Consider the following 18,923-nt stretch of genomic DNA (forward strand, 5'->3'; position numbering starts at 1 on the left):
GCTGGCCGAAGGGTCGCCGTCCGGCAAACCGACCGTCAGCCCACCGGCCCGGCAAAAGCGACGGAACCGCGCCTGTACGATGGCGCGTCGTGGCTGTGCCGGTGGTAGACCCTTCGCTGAATCCCCTGACCGACGTCGACCCGGCCGAGGTCGAGTCGACACGACGGCCTCGACGCCGTCCGGCCCGAGCCGACCTGTTGGCCCTCGGAGCCTATGTGCTGCTGGGCGTCTTCGTCTGCCTCAACTACTGGGGTGACGTCAACGGCCGGGTCTCCTCGCACCTGCCCACCGATCACAGCTGGTTCGAGTGGCTGTTCGCGCACGGCGCGTTCTCGGTGCGGCACCTGGAGAATCCACTGTTCACGGCCCGTCAGAACGCCCCGGACGGGGTGAACATGATGGCCAACACCTCGCTGCTCGGGGTGACCCTGCCGCTGGCCCCACTGACCATGCTGCTCGGCCCCCAGGTGATGTACGCGCTCTACCTGGGCGCGGCGCTGGCGGCCACCGCCGGCACCGGGTACTGGATGCTCTCGCGCCACCTGGTGCGCTCCCGGGCGGCGGCGTTCGTCGGCGGCGCGTTCCTCGGTTTCGCGCCGGGAATCATCCACCACGCCAACGGCCAACCGAACTTCGTGTCCAACTTTTTGCTCCCGCTGATCGTGGTGCGGGTGCTGACCCTGGGTGAGCCGGGCCGGTGGCGGCGCAACGGGCTCGTGCTCGGTGCGCTGGTGGCGTACCAGATCTTCATCAACGAGGAGATGTTGCTGCTCACCGCGCTGGCCTGCCTGGTCGTCGTGCTGGCGTACGCCGTGCAGCGGCCGCGGGCCACCCGGGCCGCCGCCGGCACGTTCCTGGCCGGGCTCGGCGTCGCCGGTGGACTGGCCCTGGTGCTCACCGCGTACCCGATCTGGTTCCAATTCAACGGCCCGCAGTCCTACCGGGGCCTGCAGGGCGGCGTGTTCCACAACTGGGGCGAGGACCTGGTCGCCTTCGTCACCTTCGCCCGGGACACCTGGGCCGGTGACCCGGCCGTGGAGAAGACGATCGGTCTGACCGAGCAGAACACCTGGTTCGGTTGGCCGCTGGTGATGCTCTCGGTGGTGGCGCTGGTGCTGCTCGTCCGCCGCTCAGTGGCCGCGCGGATCGCCGCGGTGCTCATCGTGGTGTTCAGCGTGGCCGCCATCGGGCCGTGGGTGCGCTTCAACGGTGTCGAGACCGGCGTGAAGGGGCCCTGGTCCTACGTGTCGGACGACCTGCCGCTGGTCGAGATGATGATGCCGACCCGGTTGACGCTTGTGGTCGCCGCCGCGGTGGGCGTACTGCTCGCGTTGACCTGGGACGCCGCGCACCGCCAGGGGCGCCCGGTGGCCGACCGGCCGCGGGTGCCGGCCCAACGCACCGGCGAAACGGCCCCGGCCGAGCCCGCCAAGCCCGCCGAGGGAGCCGAGCCCGCGCCGGTCGCGGCGCGCCGTCGGTGGCTGCGACCGGTGGGGTACGCGGCGGTCGCGCTCGCCGTGCTGCCGCTCTTCCCGCGCCCGCTGCCCGCCCAGCAGATCGACCCGCCGCCGCACTTCATCACGGCGGGCGGCTGGCGGCCGTACGTTCCGGCCGGTCGAACCCTGGTGCCGGTGCCGATCCCGAGCAACGTGCACGGCCTGCCGACGCTGCGGTGGAGTGCGCTGACCGGGCAGGAGTTCCCCGTTCCGGGCGGCTACTTCATCGGCCCGAACGAACTGGGTGAGGGGGTCTTCGGCGCGCCGAACCGACCGACCAGCTCCCTCATCTACTCCACCATGGACAGTGGCACGGTTCCGGCGCTGACCGACGAGAACCGCCGTCAGATCGTCGAGGACCTGCGGTTCTGGCGGGCGTCGGTGGTGGTGCTCGGGGCGCACCCCCGCGAGGCGGTGCTCCGTGAGCTGGTCACCGCCCTGCTCGGGCCACCCCAGCGGGTCGACGACGTCTGGGTCTGGGACGTCCGCGCCCTGGTGGGTTAGTCGAAGGCCGGCCCATCGGTCGGCTCAGCCGACGCGGTCCCGGACGTCCCACAACCACCCGCCGTCGACCGGTCGGCCCGGGCCGAGCAGATCGTCGACGGTACGGCGGACCGGGTCACCGTGCTCCAGTTGACCGAGGACGACCACCGCGGCACGCCAGTGCCGCAGGTCCTCGACGGCCTGGCTGCGGTCGACGTCGGTGAGCACCGGCACCGCGCCGGTGTCGGCCACCTGCCGGAGCAGCACCGACGTGGGCCGGTCCGGCGCGCCCCAGCGGGCCGCCGGGTCGTCCGGGCCGCTGGGGCCGATGAAGTAACCGCCCGGCGCGGGAAACCCCAGACCGGTACGGGCGGACCAGAGCATCACCGGGCTACGCGCGGCACCGGTGACCGGGGGCACGGCGACCACCGTCCGACCGGGCGGCACCAGCGGACGCCAGCCGCCGTCGGCGATGAACGCCGGCACCGGCGCGACCGGCACCACGCGCAGCGGCGTCGGCATCAGGGGCAGCAACGCGGCGGTGACCGCGCCGGCCCACAGCAACCGCACCGGTAGGCCCGGCGCCACGTTCGGAGCACGCGCGGCCCGGACCCGGTCCACCGACAGCGCCACCAGCACACCCAGCACCGGTACGCAGACCAACGCGAACCGGGCCGGCACCGCGAGGTCGAGCAGCGGCAGCTCTCCCACCAGCCGGTACGGCCCCGGAATGCCTGTGGCTTCACCGTCCACCCGCAGCTCGCCGCCGAGCGAGAGCAGGGCGAAGACCACACCAGCGACGGCCAGTGCCCGGACCAGCGGTCGTCGCCACTGCCAGATCACGATCACCACGGCGAGCACCAGCAGGCCCGGGCCGAAGAACGAGTTCTCCTCGGTCGGGTTCGGCGAGAGTAACCCCGGCAGCCAGTCGTCGCCCAGCACGGTCTGCCGGGCCGACGCGGTGAACGACGCCACGTCCAGTTGGAAGCCCTGCGTGGCGAACGCCATCCCGGAGTAGTGCTGCGGGCCGTGGAACTGGAACCACAGCGGGTACGCCAGCGGCACCGCCGCCACGCCGGCCGCCACCGCGAGCCGGCCGAGGAGGGCCGGCGCGAGCCGCCGTGCGGCCACCCGGTCGGCGAGCGCGTAGGCCAACGCGAAGACCCCGGCCGCGAGCGCCAGGAAGACCAGCACCTCCTCGCCGATGAAGACCTGCCAGACGAGCAGCAACCCGAGGCCGACGCCGGGCCGCCACACGTCGTGTCGCGCGTCATCCGAGGCGGGCCGGAACACCAGGGCGAGGATCGCGGGCACCAGGAACTGGGCGGCGATGTGCAGATGTGCGCCCGCCTGAGCGATCATGCCCGGGGCGAAGCCACAGATCAGCCCACCCACCGCGGCCGCGGCCCGGGCGCGGACCAGCCGGCGGCGCAGCAGCACGTACCAGGCGACGGCGGTCCCGGCGAGACAGCAGACGACCGCCACGCAGAACGCCGCCTGCGAGCCGAAGAGCAGAGTGACCGGGGTCAGCGGGACACCCAGGCCGAGCACCGAGGTGTTCGCCATCAGGTTGACCCCGTCGGGCGCGTTCAACCCGGTGCTGTAGAGCGGGTTCTCCCCCGCGACCACCGCATGCGCCGCGTGGGCCAGCATCCACTCGAAGAGGATCTGGTCACCCGCCTGGTGGAACAGCTGCCACGGACGACCCCACTGCCCACTGGTCACCAGCACGGCGAGGCCCAGATAACCGGCCACCACCAGCGCGTCCCGCAGCCAGGCCGGACGGGACGTGCCGACCGTCGCCGGCGACGAGGTGTTCGGGGACGTCGTCCCGGTGGTCATCAGACCGAACGGTCGCTGAGCGTCCGGACGTCCCAGACCCAGACATCCAACTCCTGGCGACCCGGACCGACCAGCTCCTCGACCGTACGACGCAGTGGCTCGGCGTTCTGCTGCCGCACCGGCAGCACCAGGATCGCCGCCCGCCAGTGCCGCAGCTCGTCGGTGAAGCGCCGACGCTGCCGGTCGTCGAGCTTGGGCATACGGCCGGTGGTCGCCACCTCCTCCAGCGTCTGACCAACCCCGCTGGGACGACCGCCGAACCGGCCCGCGTCACCGGTGTTGCCGTTGCGGGGCGCGAGGAAGTAACCGCCGGGGATCTTGAAGTCGAGGTTGGTGGCCGCCGCCCAGCGCATGCCGTGCGTGTTGCCCATGCTGGGCACCGGGATCGGCACCAGCGTCTGGTCCGGCCCGACGTACGCCCGCCAACGGTCCGCCGTGATGAAGTCCGGCACCGGCGGTCGGGAGACCATTCGCAGCGGCATCGGCGCGATCGGCAGCAACGCGAAGGCCAGGCCCGCGGCGGTGAGCACGCGGACGGTACGGCGGTCGGCCGGACGCAGCGCCCAGGCCCGCTCGACGGCGAGCGCGAGCAGCAGACCGATCACCACGCTCGTGATCAGCCCGAACCGGGTCGGCACCACCGCGTCGAGCAGCGGCAGGTGGACCAACCACTGCCACGGCCCGCTGATCAACTCCCGGTCCCACCAGGAGACCCGCTCGCCGAGGGAGAGCACGGCGAAGAACACGCCGGTCACCGCGAGCGCCCGAACGATCAGCTCCCGGCGCAGCCAGACCACGATGCCGATGGCGAGCAGCGACAGGCTCCAGCCGAAGAAGGCGTTCTCCTCGGAGTAGTTGGGCGCCAGGTTGATGTTGGCTCGCTGGTTGCCGCCGAGGGTGGGCGATCCGGGGGCGAAGAAGGCGGCGATGTCGTTGCCGTAGTCCTGCACCGCGTCACTGAGCCCGTGGTAGGCCATCGGCCCGGCGAACTGCACATACAGCGGGTACGCCAGCAGCGCCCCGGCCAGCAACGCGCAGGTCACCACGCCGGCGCCCAGGGGCCGCCAGGCCGCCCGCCACCGGGCCGGCTCCTGCGCGAGCACCGCCAGCAGGAAGACGCCGCAGGCCAGCGCCGTGAAGAGCAGGATCTCCTCGTTGATGAACGCCTGCGCGGCGACCAGCAGGGCGAGCAGAGCCCCGTCCCGAACCGGCTTCCTGGAGCGGGTGAGCACCAGCACCCGCCACACGATGAACGGCAGCAGGAACTGGCTGATGATGTTCGGGTGCCAACTGGCGTGCGAGAGCATCGCGGGCGAGAACCCGCAGAACCAGCCGCCGACCGCCGCCGCGAGCGGGGTGCGCACCAGGTGGCGGGAGAGCATGAGGTACCAGGCCATGGCGGTGCCGGCGAGGCCCAGCGTGACCAGCACCACGAAGGAGACCGCCGGCCCGAAGAGCAGCGTCACCGGGACCATCGGGATACCCAGCGCCAGCACGGCCGTGTTGGCCATCAGGTTGACGCCGTCCGGGTAGTTGAACTGCTCGGTGTAGAACGGGTACTCGCCGTGCAGCACCACGCGTACCGAGTGGGCGAGGAAGAACTGCACCTGGGCCGGGTCACCGATGTAGAGCGAGGCCACCCGGCCGGACGGGTCCAGCCAGATCCGGCTGGTCACCCAGAGCGCGGCGAGCAGAAACAGCCCGCCCACCGCCAGGTGCTGCCGCCTGCGAGTCCACTGACGCCACCGCGCCCGCGACGGCTCGGCGCTCTCGGCCGGTACCGGGCTCTGCGCCGGCGTCGCGGGCTCGACCGGCGTCGCGGGCTCGACCGGCGTCGCGGGCTCGACCGGCGTCGCGGGCTCGACCGGCGTCGCGGGCTCGGCCGGTTCCGTGGTGGGGGCGGTCAGCGCGGGCGGGCCGGCGAAGAGGCCGACCGGTGTGCGGTAGCTCACCAGCTCGGCGGAGTCGGGTGCCGCCTCCGTGTGCGGCGCGGGCAGGGCGCGGGACTCGGCAGGCGTCACAGTCGGCGGAGTCTACCGGAGCAACCAAAACGCCCTAAAGCCCCGGTGGTGTCCATTGTGGCGGGTCGGGTGCCGGCCAACTGAGGTTCCGCACCGGACATCTCGTACTATGGCGCTTTCCGACAGCGACGGCGAGGCGATCGGGGGCGGGCCAGGTGACTCCAGGCCGTCGGTACGGCAGGGCGCTTCCCGTCCTGCTGAGCGCGCTGCTGGCCAGCACGGCCTGCGGTCCGGTAGCCGAGCGGAAGCCGCAGGACCTGCGGGTCGGGTACGACAGCCTGGACGGCACCCTCGCCGTGTGGCCGCCCCGCGGCGAGCTCTCCGGGGACACCGCGGCGACGGCAGCGGTCACCGCTGCCGTCCGGGGCTGGCGGTCGCCGGCCGACGACCGCGCGCACCTGCCCTCGTCCGGCATCCTCTTCTCCGGTCGGATCGACGGCGCCCCGGTGGCGCTGGTGGCCGCCGACGTACCCGGCGAAAGCGCGTCCTGGCTGCTGCAACTGACCCGCGAGGGCAACCGGTACGCGGTGACCCGCGCCACCGAGTACACCGACCCGGGTTACCTCGTCTACTCCGACGTGCTGCCGGTGCAGACGGCCGGCGGCCGGCGCTACCTGGTCTCGGCCCGGGTGCAGACCCTCCTCGGGCCACAGGACCGGACGTTGACCATCGCGGACGGCCTCAGCGCACCGGTCAACGTGCCGACCTGCTCGGCCGTCGGCGTCACCGCGACCCTGCGAACCACGGAGTCGCTGCCCCGTGGGCGGGCCGCCGACCGGCTGCTCGACCTGGGCACCGGCACCGTCGATCCGCGCTACCCGCTGGTCCGCGACGAGTCCGGCACGGGCCGGCGGGCGCTCACCGGCCTGGACACCTGCGTGCTGGCCGGCGATCGAGGCCCGTTCGGCAGCATTCCGCGCCGGATCGGGGACCGGGACGCCCCGCGTTCGGTGCCGACGTCCTGGCCGATGGCGAAGCTCACGGTGCGGTCGCTCGGCGAAGTCGCCCTCGGCGGCGGCGAGCCGGCCGAGTTGCAGCAGCTCAGCTGGGACACCGACGCCGGCGCGATGACCGCGGTGATCTACCGACCGGCCGACGGAAGCGCGCCCGTCGTCTCACCCGCCGACCGGGCCACCCCGTTGCAGGCGTACCAACTGCCGGTGCCCGGTCAGCCGCTGGTGGTGCTGAGCTGGCGGCCCACCCGGGACAGCTCCCTGTCCGTCCCGCCGGGCACTCCTCTGCTGGTCGAGCGACCCGGCCTGGCGGTCATCCCCACCCCGTCCCGCTCCCAGACCTACAGCCTCGCCAATACCGACAAGACCCACTACCGCTCAATCTCCCCCCGCTAATCCCCCACCCCCACCCCCACCCCCACCCCCACTCCGCGCGATCTTGCACTTTCTGCACCGACAAATCGGGGCTCAAGGCACATCACGCCAACCGAAAGCGCAAGATCGGCGAGGCGAGGCGAGGCGCGGTGAGGCGCGGGCGCGGGCGCGGGGCTGGGCCCGGCCGGGGTCGGGTTGGGTGCAGGACGGCGGGCGTCCCTGGGGGCGCCCGCCGTCGGTCGTTCTCGTCTAGTTCTGCGCGGCCGCGTCGCTGGCGGTGAGGCGGTCCGGGGTGGCGTCCAGGCCGGAGATCCAACCGGTGACGTTGCGAGCCACATCCTGGGCGGTCAGGCCCAGGTCGGCCAGAATCTGCGCACGGGTGCCGTGCGGGTGCCAGTCGGCCGGCACACCCAGGTCCTTGAGCGGCACCCGGACGTCGGCGTCGCGCATCGCCTGGGCGAGCGCGTCGCCCACCCCGCCGACCCGGACGCCGTCCTCGACGCTCACCACGAGCCGGTGGCGGGCGGCCAGGTCGACCAGCTCCGCCGGGACCGGGCGCACCCAGCGGGGGTCGACGACGGTCACCCCGTACCCCTGCTCGGCGACCCGGGCGGCCACCTCCATGCCCAGTTGCCCGAAGGAGCCGACGGCGACGAGCAGCACGTCGGTACGGGCCGACTCGGCCAGCACGTCGACAGTGCCGACCCGGCGCAGCGCCGGTAGGTCCGCGGCGACCGCGCCGGTCGGGAACCGCACCACTGTCGGGCCGTTGTCGACGGCCACCGCCTCGCGCAGCTCCTCGCGCAGGGTGGCGGCGTCGCGGGGAGCGGCGATCCGTAGCCCCGGCACCACCCCGAAGACCGCCATGTCCCAGATGCCGTAGTGGCTGGGCCCGTCCGGGCCGGTGATGCCCGCGCGGTCCAGTACGAAGGTCACCGGCAGCTTGTGCATCGCCACGTCCAGCAGAACCTGGTCGAACGCGCGGTTGAGGAAGGTGGCGTAGACCGCGACCACCGGGTGCAGACCACCGAGCGCCAACCCGGCGGCCGAGGTGGCGGCGTGCTGCTCGGCGATGCCCACGTCGTACACCCGCTCGGGGTACTTGCGGGCCAGCTTGGCGATGCCGGTCGGCTCGGCCATCGCGGCGGTGATGCCCACCACGTCCGGGCGTTCGTCGGCGATGGCCAGCAGCTCGTCGGCGAAGACGTGCGTCCACTTCACCGACGGGGCGGCCAGCAGCGCGCCGGTCTCCACGTCGAAGGCGCTGCTGGGGCCGTGCAGGCAGTCGGCCTCGTCCTCCTCGGCGGGACGGTAGCCGTAGCCCTTGCGGGTGACCGCGTGCACGATGACCGGGCCGCCGAAGTTCTTGGCCGCGCGCAGCGCCGCCTCGACCGCCGTCACGTCGTGCCCGTCCACCGGGCCCACGTACTTGATGCCCAGGTCCTCGAACATGGCCTGCGGGGCGACAGCGTCCTTGATGCCCTTCTTGACCGCGTGCAGCACCTCGTACATCGGCTTGCCGACCAGCGGCGTCGAGCCGAGGGCGTCCTTGACGGTGTCGAGGACCTTCTCGTAGCCGGGGTTGAGCCGCAGCGAGGAGAGGTGGTCGGCCAGCCCGCCGATGGTCGGCGAGTAGGACCGGCCGTTGTCGTTGACCACGATCACGAGGGAGTTGCCGGCGGTGGCGATGTTGTTCAGCGCCTCCCAGCACATGCCGCCGGTCAGCGCGCCGTCGCCGACCACGGCCACGACGCTGCGCGCCTCGCCCCGGAGGGCGTACGCCTTGGCGAGGCCGTCGGCGTAGGACAGCGCGGTGGAAGCGTGCGAGTTCTCGATGAGGTCGTGCTCGCTCTCCGCCTGGCTGGGGTAGCCGGAGAGGCCACCGCGCTGGCGGAGCTTGTCGAAGCCGGCCTGACGCCCGGTAAGGATCTTGTGTACGTACGCCTGGTGACCGGTGTCGAACAGGAGCCGGTCCCGGGGGGAGTCGAAGACGCGATGCATGGCGAGCGTCAGCTCGACCACACCGAGGTTGGGCCCGACGTGCCCGCCGGTACGGGAGACCTTGGTGATCAGGAAGTCCCGGATCTCGGCGGCGAGGACGTCCAGCTCCTCGCCGGACATCCGCTTGACGTCCTGCGGACCCCGAACCGTCCCCAGCAGCCGGCCGTGGTTGGCCGTGTCCTCTTCAACGCTCATGACCGGAGAGTCTATCGGCCGCCCGGTACTCCGCAGCTCGGCCCGAACCCCGCGCACCCGGGCTGGGCGGGGAGTCGGCGGCTGAGCAACTGGTCAGGCGTTGGAAAGCAGCGCGACGCGCGGGGTTCTACCGCTTTTCCGGCGGGAGCAGCAGCCCGACCTGCTCGACGTGCTGCGTCATGGGGAACAGGTCGAAGCCCCGCAGCGCCGCCAGCCGCCAACCGAGGTCGGCGAAGGTCCGCACGTCCCGGGCGAAGGCGGCCGGGTCGCAGGCCACGTATGCGATCGCCCGCGGGCCGGCGGCGACGATGTCCCGCACCACCTGGGCGCCCGCGCCGGAGCGCGGTGGGTCGAGCACCACCACGTCGACCGGGCCGGTGATCCGTCGGCGGGTCAGCGCGGTCTCCACCCGGGCGGCGACCACCTCGATCTGGGGCAGGTCGGCCAGGTTGGCCCGGGCGGCGTCCACTGCGTCCCGGCTCGACTCGACAAGGGTGATCCGGGCGTCGGCGACCCGGCTGGCGAGAGCCGCGGCGAACAGCCCCGCGCCGCCGTAGAGGTCCCAGGCGACCTCGCCCGGCTGCGGGTCCAGCAACTCCAGCACCGCCGTGGAGAGGACGTCCGCGGCGGCCGGGTGCACCTGCCAGAACGCGGACGCGGGCAGCGTCCAGTCCCGTCCGACGGCGACCTCGCGGACCTCGGCCGGGCCACTGACCGGGGTGGGCACCCCGTCGCGGACCTCAGTGACCGTCACGTCCCCGCCGGTGCTGGCGACGGTCTCGACCGCCTCGGCGGCCGGCCAGAGCGCGCCGGTGGGGATGAGCACCGGCAGCTGCTGGATGGCCGGGTGGGCGATCCGGCAGCGGTCGATCGGCACCACCTCGTGCGAGCGGTGCTTGAGCAGGCCGGCCCGGTCCGCGGCGTCGACCGCGTACCGGACCCGGGAGCGCCAGCCGAGCAGCCCACCGGGCAGCGCCTCGACCCGGACGCCGAGCCGGTCCAGCTCGACGTCGGTCAGCCCGCCGAGGCGGACCAGCTGCTCGCGGACCACTGCGGTCTTCCAGGCCAGTTGCGCGGCCGGGGCGACGTGCTGCAGGTCGCAGCCACCGCAGGCGCCCGGCTTCGCGTACGGGCAGGGCGGCTCGACCCGGTCCGGTGAGGGTTCCAGCACGGTCACCGCGTCGGCCCGGACGAACCCCCGGTGCACCTCGGTGACCTCGGCGACGACCCGTTCGCCGGGCAGCGCGTGCCGGACGAAGACCACCTGCCCGTCCACCCGGGCGACACAGTGCCCGCCGGGGGCGACCGCGTCGACGGTCAGCTCGACCCGGTCCGCCTCGGTCAGGCCCCGATCGAGGGCGGACGACGAGGCGGACGAGGACGATGCCGACGGCGTACCAGGAGCGGTCCGCTGAACGCTGGGCTCAGTCACGAGTGTTCTCCATCGTTGGGCTGCCCCCGGGCTCACCCTCGCCGGGCGGCGCGGAGACAACCGGCGGGGCGGCGACCAGCGGCGACCCGGTGCTCCGGGGCCCCCGCGCCGGGGTCCGGGACAGCGCGGCGTCCAGCCGGTCCAGGTTCTTGCTCGCTGTCGACGCGAGCTGCCACGGCACGCTGACCACCATCACCCCCGGTTCGAAGAGCAGCCGGCCCTTGAGGCGCAGCGCGCTCTGGTTGTGCAGCAGGTTCTCCCACCAACGGCCGACCACGTACTCCGGAATGAACACGGTGACCACGTCCCGCGGCGACTTGCGGCGGGTGGACGCGACGAAGTCCAGGATCGGCCGGGTGATCTCCCGGTACGGCGAGTCGATCACGGTGAGTGGAATGGCCATCTCCCGGCGCTCCCAGTCGGCCTGCAGGTCCCGGGTGTCCTTCTCGTCCACGTTGACGGTCACGGCGGTCAGTGTGTCCGGTCGGGTGGCGCGGGCGTAGGCGATGGCCCGCAACGTCGGCTGGTGCACCTTGCTGACCAGCACGATCGCGTGGTTGCGGGCGGGCAGCACGGCCCGGCCCTCGTCCGGTGGGGTCAGCTCGACGGCGATCCGGTCGTAGTGCCGGCGAATCGCCAGCATCAGCACGTAGATCACCGCCATCGCGGCGATCGCGATCCAGGCGCCGAGCAGGAACTTGGTGATCAGGACGATCACCAGCACCGCACCGGTCAGGCCCGCGCCGAACGTGTTGATCGCCCGGGAGCGGTGCATCCGGCGACGTGCCTCCGGGTCCCGCTCGGTGCGTAGGTGCCGATTCCAGTGCCGGATCATGCCGACCTGGGAGACGGTGAACGAGACGAAGACCCCGACGATGTACAGCTGGATCAGCTTCGTCACCTCGGCCTGGAAGCCGACGATCAGCACGATCGCGAAGAGGGCCAGGAAGGTGATGCCGTTGGAGAAGGCCAGCCGGTCGCCGCGGGTGTGGAACTGGCGGGGCAGGTAGCGGTCCTGGGCGAGGATCGAGCCGAGCACCGGGAAACCGTTGAACGCGGTGTTCGCCGCCAGGAACAGGATCAGGGCGGTCACCCCGGCCAGCACGTAGAGCAGGATCGACCCGGCGCCGAAGACCGTCTCGCCGAGCTGGGTGGTGACCGTCTTCTGCACGTACCCCTCGGGGCCGGAGACGATCTGGAGGCCCGGATCCTCGACGAACTGAAGGTGGGTGAGCCGGGCCAGCCAGATGATCCCGACCAGCATGCTCACCGAGATGGTGCCGAGCAGCAGCAGGGTGGTGGCGGCGTTGCGGCTCTTCGGCGCCTTGAACGCCGGCACCCCGTTGGAGATCGCCTCCACACCGGTGAGCGCGGCGGCGCCCGAGCTGAACGTCCGCAGCAGCAGGAAGACCAGCGCGAAACCGGTCACGCTGTGTTCGGCCTGGATCACCAGGTCGGCGCTCGGCGCGCGAAGCTCGTCGCCCAGCACGAAGACCCGGAACAGCCCGGTGAGCAGCATCCCGAGCATCACGATCACGAAGCCGTAGGTGGGGATGGCGAACGCCGTGCCCGACTCGCGCAGCCCGCGCAGGTTGACAGCGGTGAGCAGGACCACCGCGAGCACCGCGATGAGGACCTTGTGGGTGGCCACGAACGGCACCACCGAGCCGAGGTTGGCCACTCCGGAGGAGACCGACACCGCCACCGTGAGCACGTAGTCGACCAGCAGGGCGCTGGCCACCCCGACACCGAACTTCGGCCCCAGGTTGACAGTGGCCACCTCGTAGTCGCCGCCGCCGGAGGGGTAGGCGTGCACGTTCTGCCGGTAGCTCGCCACCACGGTGAGCATGACCACGACCACTGCCAGCGCGATCCACGGCGAGAAGAAGTACGCGGACGCACCGGCGATGGAGAGGGTCAGCAGGATCTCGTCGGGCGCGTACGCGACGCTGGACAGCGCGTCGGAGGCGAACACGGGCAGCGCGATGCGCTTCGGCAGGAGGGTGTGCTGAAGCCGGTCGGACCGGAACGGTCGACCGAGAAGAAGCCGCTTCAGCAGCGAGGTGGGACTGGCCACGAACGCCAAGAGTACGACCACCACCCCGGGAGCACGGGGGTGGGCGATCGTCGCTGCTCAACACGACGGGGTACGGTCGGTCCCCGCTCGGGACCGGGACGTGGCAGGCTCGCACTCAGAACCGGCAGCGGGAGCGGGACGCACCTTGGGAGGGACAGCGTGCACGTCGTGATCATGGGGTGTGGCCGGGTCGGATCGACCCTCGCTCACAGCCTGGAGTCCCGAGGGCACTCGGTGGCGGTGATCGACCAGGACGCCGACGCCTTCCGCCGGCTCGGCCCCGACTTCGCCGGGATCACGGTGACCGGGGCCGGTTTCGACGGCGAGGTGCTCCGGCAGGCAGGCATCGAGCGCGCGGACGCCTTCGCGGCGGTGTCGAGCGGCGACAACTCCAACATCATCTCGGCTCGGCTGGCCCGCGAGACGTTCGGCGTGTCCCGGGTCGCCGCCCGCATCTACGACCAGCGCCGGGCGCAGGTCTACGAACGCCTGGGCATCCCCACCGTGGCGACCGTACGGTGGACGGCGGACCGGATGCTGCGGCACCTGGTGCCGGAGGGCAACGTGGAGATCTTCCGCGACCCCACGAGCACCGTGTCGATCGTCGAGGTGCCGGTGCACAAGGACTGGATCGGCCGACAGGTGCGGGTGCTGGAGGAAGCGACCGGGGCGCGGGTGGCCTACCTGATCCGCTTCGGCATCGGCACGCTGCCCACCGGCTCCACCGTCGTGCAGGAGGGCGACCAGGTGTTCATGCTGGTCAGCGATGACATCGTGGCGACTGTCACGTCGGTGGCGGCGACGCCGCCGGAAGGAGGGCACTGAGCCATGCGGGTCGCCATCGCGGGCGCGGGCAACGTGGGCCGCTCGATCGCCCAGGAGCTGATCGACAACGGCCACCAGGTGATGCTCATCGAACGCCAGCCCAAGATGCTGCGTCCGGACCGGGTGCCGGCCGCCGATTGGGTGCTGGCCGACGCGTGCGAAGTGGCCAGCCTGGAGGAGGCGAACATCGCCGGGTGTGACGTGGTGGTCGCGGCAACCGGCGACGACAAGACCAATCTGGTGCTGTCGCTGTTGGCCAAGACCGAGTTCGCGGTCCCCCGCGTGGTCGCTCGGGTCAACCGGGCCGAGAACGAGTGGCTGTTCACCGAGCAGTGGGGCGTGGACGTCGCGGTGAGCAAGCCGCGGGTGATGGCCGCGCTCGTCGAGGAGGCGGTCACCGTCGGCGACCTGGTCCGGCTGATGACCTTCAGGCAGGGCGAGGCGAACCTCGTCGAGATCACCCTGCCGCCGACCGCCCCCTACGTCGGTCAGCCGATCCACGCCGTGCCGCTGCCCCGCGACTCCGCCCTGGTGGCGATCCTGCGCGGCAAGCGGGTCCTGGTGCCCAGCCCGGACGACCCGATCGAGGCCGGCGACGAGCTGATCTTCGTCTGCACCGCGGAGGTGGAGGACGCTGTCCGCGTGGTGATCCTCGGCGCGGACAGCGTCGAACGGACCCGCGGCTCACGCTGACCCCGACGGCGCTCGCGCTGAGCGGTCCGCTGGCTCGCGCCTCGCTCAGGCGCTGGGCAGCGGGGCCGGCGGCGACTCCCGGGTGACCCGACGCACCGTCCAGACCGTGATCAGCAACAGCAGCGCGTACGGCGGGTAGCCCAGCGCCAGCCGGGCGACGCCCAGCGCGGTGTCCTGGTGGGCCAGGTAGAGCCCGGCCTGCACGCCCACCTTGGCCAGCCAGACCACACCCCAGAGCACTGTCAGCTGGGTGAAGGTGCGCACCAGCTTCGGATCGGCCCGCCACTCCGAACGGCCCTTGGCCACCAGCACCGACCAGATCCAGCCCACCAGCGGCTGCCGGATCGCGGCCGAGATCAGCAGGGCTACGCCGTACCCGATGCCGTAGAGGATGCCGGGAAGGTAGAAGTCACGCTCGTCGCCGGTGCGCCACGCGATGGCCGCGCCGACGCCGACGCCGAAGAGCCCGTTGACGGCATGCCGGATCGGCCGACGCTGGGCCAGCCGCACCCCGGCGATGAGCACCGCGACGGAGACCGAGGCGATCACCGCGGGCCGCAGCTCGCCGATGATGTTGGCGAGGACGAAAACCACGACCGGGATGCTGGACTCGACCAGCCCACGCCAGCCGCCGAGCTGGTCAGCCATCTGCTCGGCGATCGTCGGCAGCTGATCCTCGTCCTGAGGGTCGGTCTCCGGCTGTGCCGCCCGGTCCTGTCCCGTCGTCATCGCCGGCCTTCCGTCCGCAGTGCTGTCACTTGGGCGAGTCCAGCTCGTAGTAGGGGTTATAGATGACCTTGCGGTCGTCGCGCACCGCAACCCGGCCCCGGGCGGTCAGGTGCCGGCCCGGCTCGATCCCGGCGATGTGCCGTCGACCCAGCCAGACCAGGGTGACCACGTCGCTGCCGTCGTACAGGTCGGCCTCAAGAGTGGGCAGGTTGGTGCGCGGCGTGTAGACCACCGTGCGCAGCCGACCGGCGACCGACACCAGCTGACCCCGGGAGCACTGCTGGGCGGGGATCCCGCCGCACTCGGCACTCTCCCGACGCAGCTCCTGCGCGTCGATCTCGGCCTCGCTGGCGGTGAACCGCTGCAGGATGCGCCGCAGCGACACCCGGCCCTCGTCGGTCGTCATGACCTCCGCGTCACCCTCTCCACGATCGCCGTCCCCGGCCGGCCCCGACGACGCCGGAACCGTGCCGCCAGCGTACGCCGACGGGGCTGGTTCCGGCGGGCCGGTGCGCGCGGGTCAGACCTGACGCGGCGCGGCGGCGTCGTCGCCCGCCTCGGCCTCGGCCTGGTCGGAAATCTCGCGGGGCAGCCGCAGCGGCAGCGGCTCGCGGACCGGCTTCGCCTCCTGCCCACGGTCGACCACCAGGCCGTCCAGGCACTCGACGAGCGGCCCGGCCATGGCCGGGTCGATGGCCACCGGGCCCTGGAACACGCCACGGACCATCCAGCGCGGCCCGTCGATTCCCACGAACCGCAGGTTCGTCAGGCCGTCCGGGGTACGCACCTCGGCGTGCAGCTCCGGGCCGTACTCACCGAGAACCTCCTGCGCGGTCGCGCCGTCGCGGAGCAGCGACTGCCGGATCTCCTCGCGCACCTCGTCCCAGATCCCCTCGGACCGGGGAGCGGCGAAGACGCCCAACTGGAGCGCGTTTTCGCCGTGCACCAGCACCACCTGCTGGACCACACCCTGCGGGTCGGCCTGCACCCGTACCTCGACGTCCGTGATCGCCGGGATGTGCAGGCTGCCCAGGTCGAGTCGCTGCACATCGTCGTAGCTCTCGGAGATGTCGTACGGGCCGCGCTCCAGGGTCGGCGCCGCATCGCCCTGGTCCGGGACCTGGGTGGCTCGCTCGTCCCGGGTCTGCCGCTCGGCATCGGCCCGCTTTCGGGAGAAGATCACTGCGCCTGCCCTCCGCTGTTCACGCTCACCCTGCCACCTCTTCCGTCTGCCCGCGGCCCGGCTCGTTCGGCCGCCGCTCGACCCGGTCCTGGCCCGTCGGCGACGGCACCAGCCCGGCGTGCCCACCGGTGGACCCGTGCCCACCGGTCCCGCGCCGGGACGCGGGCAGCTCGACCACCGGCTCGAACCGCGCCCGTGCGACCTGCTGGACCACGAGCTGCGCGATCCGGTCGCCGCGGGAGATCTTCGCCGGCACATCCCGATCATGATTGATCAGGTTGACCAGGATCTCACCCCGGTAGCCGGCGTCGACCGTACCGGGCGCGTTGAGCACCGTCACGCCGAGCCTGGCCGCCAGACCGGAGCGGGGATGAACCAGGCCCACGTACCCCTCCGGCAACGCGATTGCCACGCCGGTGGGCACCAGGGCACGGCCGCCGGGCGGCAGCTCCACGTCCGCGGCCGCCACCAGGTCGGCCCCGGCATCGCCGGGATGGGCGTACGTGGGCAGCGGCAGCTCCGGGTCGAGCAGCTGTACGGGCACGGGTACGACCTCGGTCACGGGTCCCCTCTTCCGTCCGGTTCGCGGGGTGACCCTGCCATCCTGCCGGTTCGTCGAGCCGCCGTGCGCCGTACCCTCGCAGGAGTGAGCATGTCGCCCTCCCCGTCCTCCGATCAGCCGCCGGTCGCCGACCGCCCGACGTACACCGAGCGGCTGGATCTGCCCTGGTGGCTGTGGCTGACCGGGCTGGTGGCCGCCGCGTTGCTGGCCGTCGAGATCTGGATGGGCGCCTCCGGCGTCCGCGCCTGGTTGCCGTTCGCCGTGCTGGTGCCGCTCACCACGGCCGGGCTGTGGTGGCTGGGCCGGATCCGGGTCGCGGTGACCGACTCCGAGCTGCGGGTGGACGACGCCCGCCTACCGGTCCGTTTCGTGGCCGACGTGGTGCCGCTGGACGTGGCCGGCCGACGTGAGGTGCTCGGCGTCGGCGCGGACCCGCTCGCCTTCGTGGTGCAGCGGCCGTGGATCGGCGGCGCCGTGCAGGTGATCCTCGACGACCCCGCGGATCCGACCCCGTTCTGGGTGGTGAGCACCCGCCACCCGGTCGAGCTGGCCGAGGCGGTGCTGACCGCGCGGGACGCCCTGGCGGCCTCCCACCCGACGGCGGGCGAGCCGGGCTGATCCGACGGCGACGGCCCGCTCAGGGGCCGGCCTCGCTCAGGGGCCGGGCCGACGGTGAAGCCTCGCTCAGGTGCCGGTTGGCGGGCCCGGGAGGGCCGCCGGTGGAGCGGGCCGGGCGATACCCCGCCGACGCAGGTCGACCTGGAGTTGGTCGGCCATCTGCTGGGTGGCCCGGCGGTTGAGGAAGCTGGCCACCGCCGCGCCGGTCAGGAACGGCCCGAGCGTGGTGAGGTTGCGCCCGAAACGCCGCAGCAGCATGTCCCGCAGTTCCTTACGGGCGGCGGTGCCGAGCACGGCGCCCACTCCCACGCCGGGCACCATCGGGTTGACGCCGCGCTGAGTGGCCCAGGAGTGCACAAGTGTGACCGCCCGTTGGCTGCCGCCGGCCGGTAGCGCCACACCGTGGATCTCGTGCAACTCGCCGACCAGTTTCAGCTCCACCGCCACCACGGCCACGGTCTCGGCGGCGAGCAGCACCGGCGCGGAGAGCAGGGTCGGGGCCACCACCCACTCGACGGCGGCGACGCCCCCACCGGCCGCGCCGATCGCGGCGGTGGTCCTCGACGCGTTGCGGATGAGCCTGTCGGCCAGGGCGGCGTCGTCCAGGCCGGGGAAGTGCCGGCGCAGAGTGTCCAGGTCCCGCACCGGCACGTGCGGGGCGATCTCGGCGACGGTGTCGACCATCCACCGCACGGCGGCACGGGGCTTGAACAGGTCGGAGATGCCACGCGCACGGGCCTGCCCGACCATCCGGGTCAGCAGTTGGCGGCGTCGGGCCGGCTCGATGTCGTCCGCGGTCAAGGCCGCGACGGTGGCACCGAGGTCGTCCGTGCCGCCCTCGGTGGTGCCGCCTCGATCGCTCATCGGACCTCCCGGTGCTGTGGCTACCCGCTACGAGTCAAGCAGGTACCCACCGCTGCCGCACGCCTACACCAGCAGCGGCGGCCCCGTTCAGGAGGCCGCCGCCGGTGTCGTGGTTGTCAGACGCACTCGCGGCAGATCAACTCGCCGTTACGCTCGACCGCCAGCTGGCTACGGTGGTGGACCAGGAAGCAGCGGGCGCACCGGAACTCGTCCTGCTGCATCGGAAGCACCTTGACCGTGAGCTCCTCGTCGGCCAGATCGGCACCGGGCAGCTCGAAGCTCTCGGCCACCTCGGCCTCGTCGACGTCCACCGCGCCCGACTGTGAGTCGACGCGCCGTGCCTTGAGCTCTTCCAGGCTGTCCTCGCCGAGGTCGACCTCGTCGCGACGCGGGGCGTCGTAGTCGGTGGCCATCGGTTTCACTCTCCCATATCGATGTTGTCGCTTCCGGTTGTAACGCCGGACGACGCTGTTTCGGTTCCGCTGGCCGGCCACCACTTGTGTCGGGCACCCGACCCGAGGACCGAACGGGTCGAGCTCGCTGGGGCGACTCCCCTGCGAGCGCGGAACCTTAC

Annotated in this window: 16 protein-coding genes; 5 read left to right on the forward strand and 11 right to left on the reverse strand. The window is 72.4% G+C overall.

Annotated features, from left to right (window positions below; all coding sequences use genetic code 11):
- Window positions 1–101: 101 nt before the first annotated feature.
- The gene (locus IW248_RS17245) at window positions 102–2,000 is read left to right on the forward strand and encodes a DUF6311 domain-containing protein (RefSeq protein WP_196930243.1); all 1,899 of its coding nucleotides are present in this window, start codon (window positions 102–104) and stop codon (window positions 1,998–2,000) included.
- 24 nt (window positions 2,001–2,024) lie between these two features.
- Here IW248_RS17245 and IW248_RS17250 read toward each other — a convergent pair whose 3' ends face one another.
- On the reverse strand, window positions 2,025–3,821 hold the full coding sequence (locus IW248_RS17250; RefSeq protein WP_196927826.1) for a DUF6311 domain-containing protein: 1,797 nt from the start codon (window positions 3,819–3,821) through the stop codon (window positions 2,025–2,027).
- On the reverse strand, window positions 3,821–5,530 hold the full coding sequence (locus IW248_RS17255; RefSeq protein ID WP_372432761.1) for a DUF6311 domain-containing protein: 1,710 nt from the start codon (window positions 5,528–5,530) through the stop codon (window positions 3,821–3,823). Before IW248_RS17255 ends, IW248_RS17250 begins: the two co-directional genes overlap by 1 nt.
- 467 nt (window positions 5,531–5,997) lie before the next feature.
- Between IW248_RS17255 and IW248_RS17260 the strand changes: the two genes are divergently transcribed.
- A complete protein-coding gene (locus tag IW248_RS17260; protein ID WP_196927827.1) occupies window positions 5,998–7,191 on the forward strand; it encodes a hypothetical protein in 1,194 nt (397 codons plus the stop codon).
- A 228-nt stretch (window positions 7,192–7,419) separates the two neighbouring features.
- Here the strand turns inward: IW248_RS17260 and dxs are convergent, their stop codons facing one another.
- From dxs to IW248_RS17275, 3 genes are all read right to left on the reverse strand, one after another.
- Window positions 7,420–9,366, reverse strand: coding sequence for a 1-deoxy-D-xylulose-5-phosphate synthase (dxs, locus tag IW248_RS17265; protein WP_124816046.1), 1,947 nt, complete (start codon window positions 9,364–9,366; stop codon window positions 7,420–7,422).
- Window positions 9,367–9,493: 127 nt separating this feature from the next.
- Window positions 9,494–10,711, reverse strand: coding sequence for a class I SAM-dependent RNA methyltransferase (locus IW248_RS17270; protein ID WP_196930245.1), 1,218 nt, complete (start codon window positions 10,709–10,711; stop codon window positions 9,494–9,496).
- A gap of 79 nt (window positions 10,712–10,790) precedes the next feature.
- Window positions 10,791–12,875, reverse strand: a complete 2,085-nt coding sequence (locus IW248_RS17275; protein ID WP_196927828.1) for an APC family permease — start codon at window positions 12,873–12,875, stop codon at window positions 10,791–10,793.
- Between the two features lie 159 nt (window positions 12,876–13,034).
- Here IW248_RS17275 and IW248_RS17280 point away from each other — a divergent pair, with 159 nt between their 5' ends.
- Together IW248_RS17280 and IW248_RS17285 are read left to right on the forward strand one after the other, a co-directional pair.
- A complete protein-coding gene (locus tag IW248_RS17280) occupies window positions 13,035–13,700 on the forward strand; it encodes a potassium channel family protein (RefSeq protein ID WP_124816050.1) in 666 nt (221 codons plus the stop codon).
- Between the two features lie 3 nt (window positions 13,701–13,703).
- Window positions 13,704–14,393 carry a potassium channel family protein gene (locus IW248_RS17285; RefSeq protein ID WP_124816051.1) on the forward strand — a complete coding sequence of 230 codons (690 nt, stop codon included), beginning with the start codon at window positions 13,704–13,706 and terminating at the stop codon, window positions 14,391–14,393.
- A gap of 45 nt (window positions 14,394–14,438) precedes the next feature.
- Here the strand turns inward: IW248_RS17285 and IW248_RS17290 are convergent, their stop codons facing one another.
- The 4 genes from IW248_RS17290 to dut form a co-directional block, all read right to left on the reverse strand.
- Window positions 14,439–15,122 (reverse strand): DUF3159 domain-containing protein, encoded by a 684-nt coding sequence (locus tag IW248_RS17290; RefSeq protein ID WP_196927829.1) that lies wholly within the window; start codon window positions 15,120–15,122, stop codon window positions 14,439–14,441.
- Between the two features lie 25 nt (window positions 15,123–15,147).
- Window positions 15,148–15,528 (reverse strand): OB-fold nucleic acid binding domain-containing protein, encoded by a 381-nt coding sequence (locus tag IW248_RS17295; protein ID WP_124816055.1) that lies wholly within the window; start codon window positions 15,526–15,528, stop codon window positions 15,148–15,150.
- A gap of 114 nt (window positions 15,529–15,642) precedes the next feature.
- A complete protein-coding gene (locus IW248_RS17300; RefSeq protein WP_196927830.1) occupies window positions 15,643–16,305 on the reverse strand; it encodes a DUF3710 domain-containing protein in 663 nt (220 codons plus the stop codon).
- Window positions 16,306–16,330: 25 nt separating this feature from the next.
- The gene (dut, locus tag IW248_RS17305; protein ID WP_196927831.1) at window positions 16,331–16,867 is read right to left on the reverse strand and encodes a dUTP diphosphatase; all 537 of its coding nucleotides are present in this window, start codon (window positions 16,865–16,867) and stop codon (window positions 16,331–16,333) included.
- Between the two features lie 90 nt (window positions 16,868–16,957).
- Here dut and IW248_RS17310 point away from each other — a divergent pair, with 90 nt between their 5' ends.
- Window positions 16,958–17,485 carry a DUF3093 domain-containing protein gene (locus IW248_RS17310; protein WP_196927832.1) on the forward strand — a complete coding sequence of 176 codons (528 nt, stop codon included), beginning with the start codon at window positions 16,958–16,960 and terminating at the stop codon, window positions 17,483–17,485.
- 66 nt (window positions 17,486–17,551) lie between these two features.
- Here the strand turns inward: IW248_RS17310 and IW248_RS17315 are convergent, their stop codons facing one another.
- Window positions 17,552–18,349: a hypothetical protein gene (locus IW248_RS17315; protein ID WP_196927833.1), complete on the reverse strand. Its 798-nt coding sequence runs from the start codon at window positions 18,347–18,349 to the stop codon at window positions 17,552–17,554.
- 116 nt (window positions 18,350–18,465) lie between these two features.
- Window positions 18,466–18,762 (reverse strand): DUF4193 domain-containing protein, encoded by a 297-nt coding sequence (locus IW248_RS17320; RefSeq protein WP_007075406.1) that lies wholly within the window; start codon window positions 18,760–18,762, stop codon window positions 18,466–18,468.
- Window positions 18,763–18,923: the final 161 nt, after the last annotated feature.

The sequence above is a fragment of the Micromonospora ureilytica genome (genome assembly GCF_015751765.1).
GTDB lineage: Bacteria > Actinomycetota > Actinomycetes > Mycobacteriales > Micromonosporaceae > Micromonospora > Micromonospora ureilytica.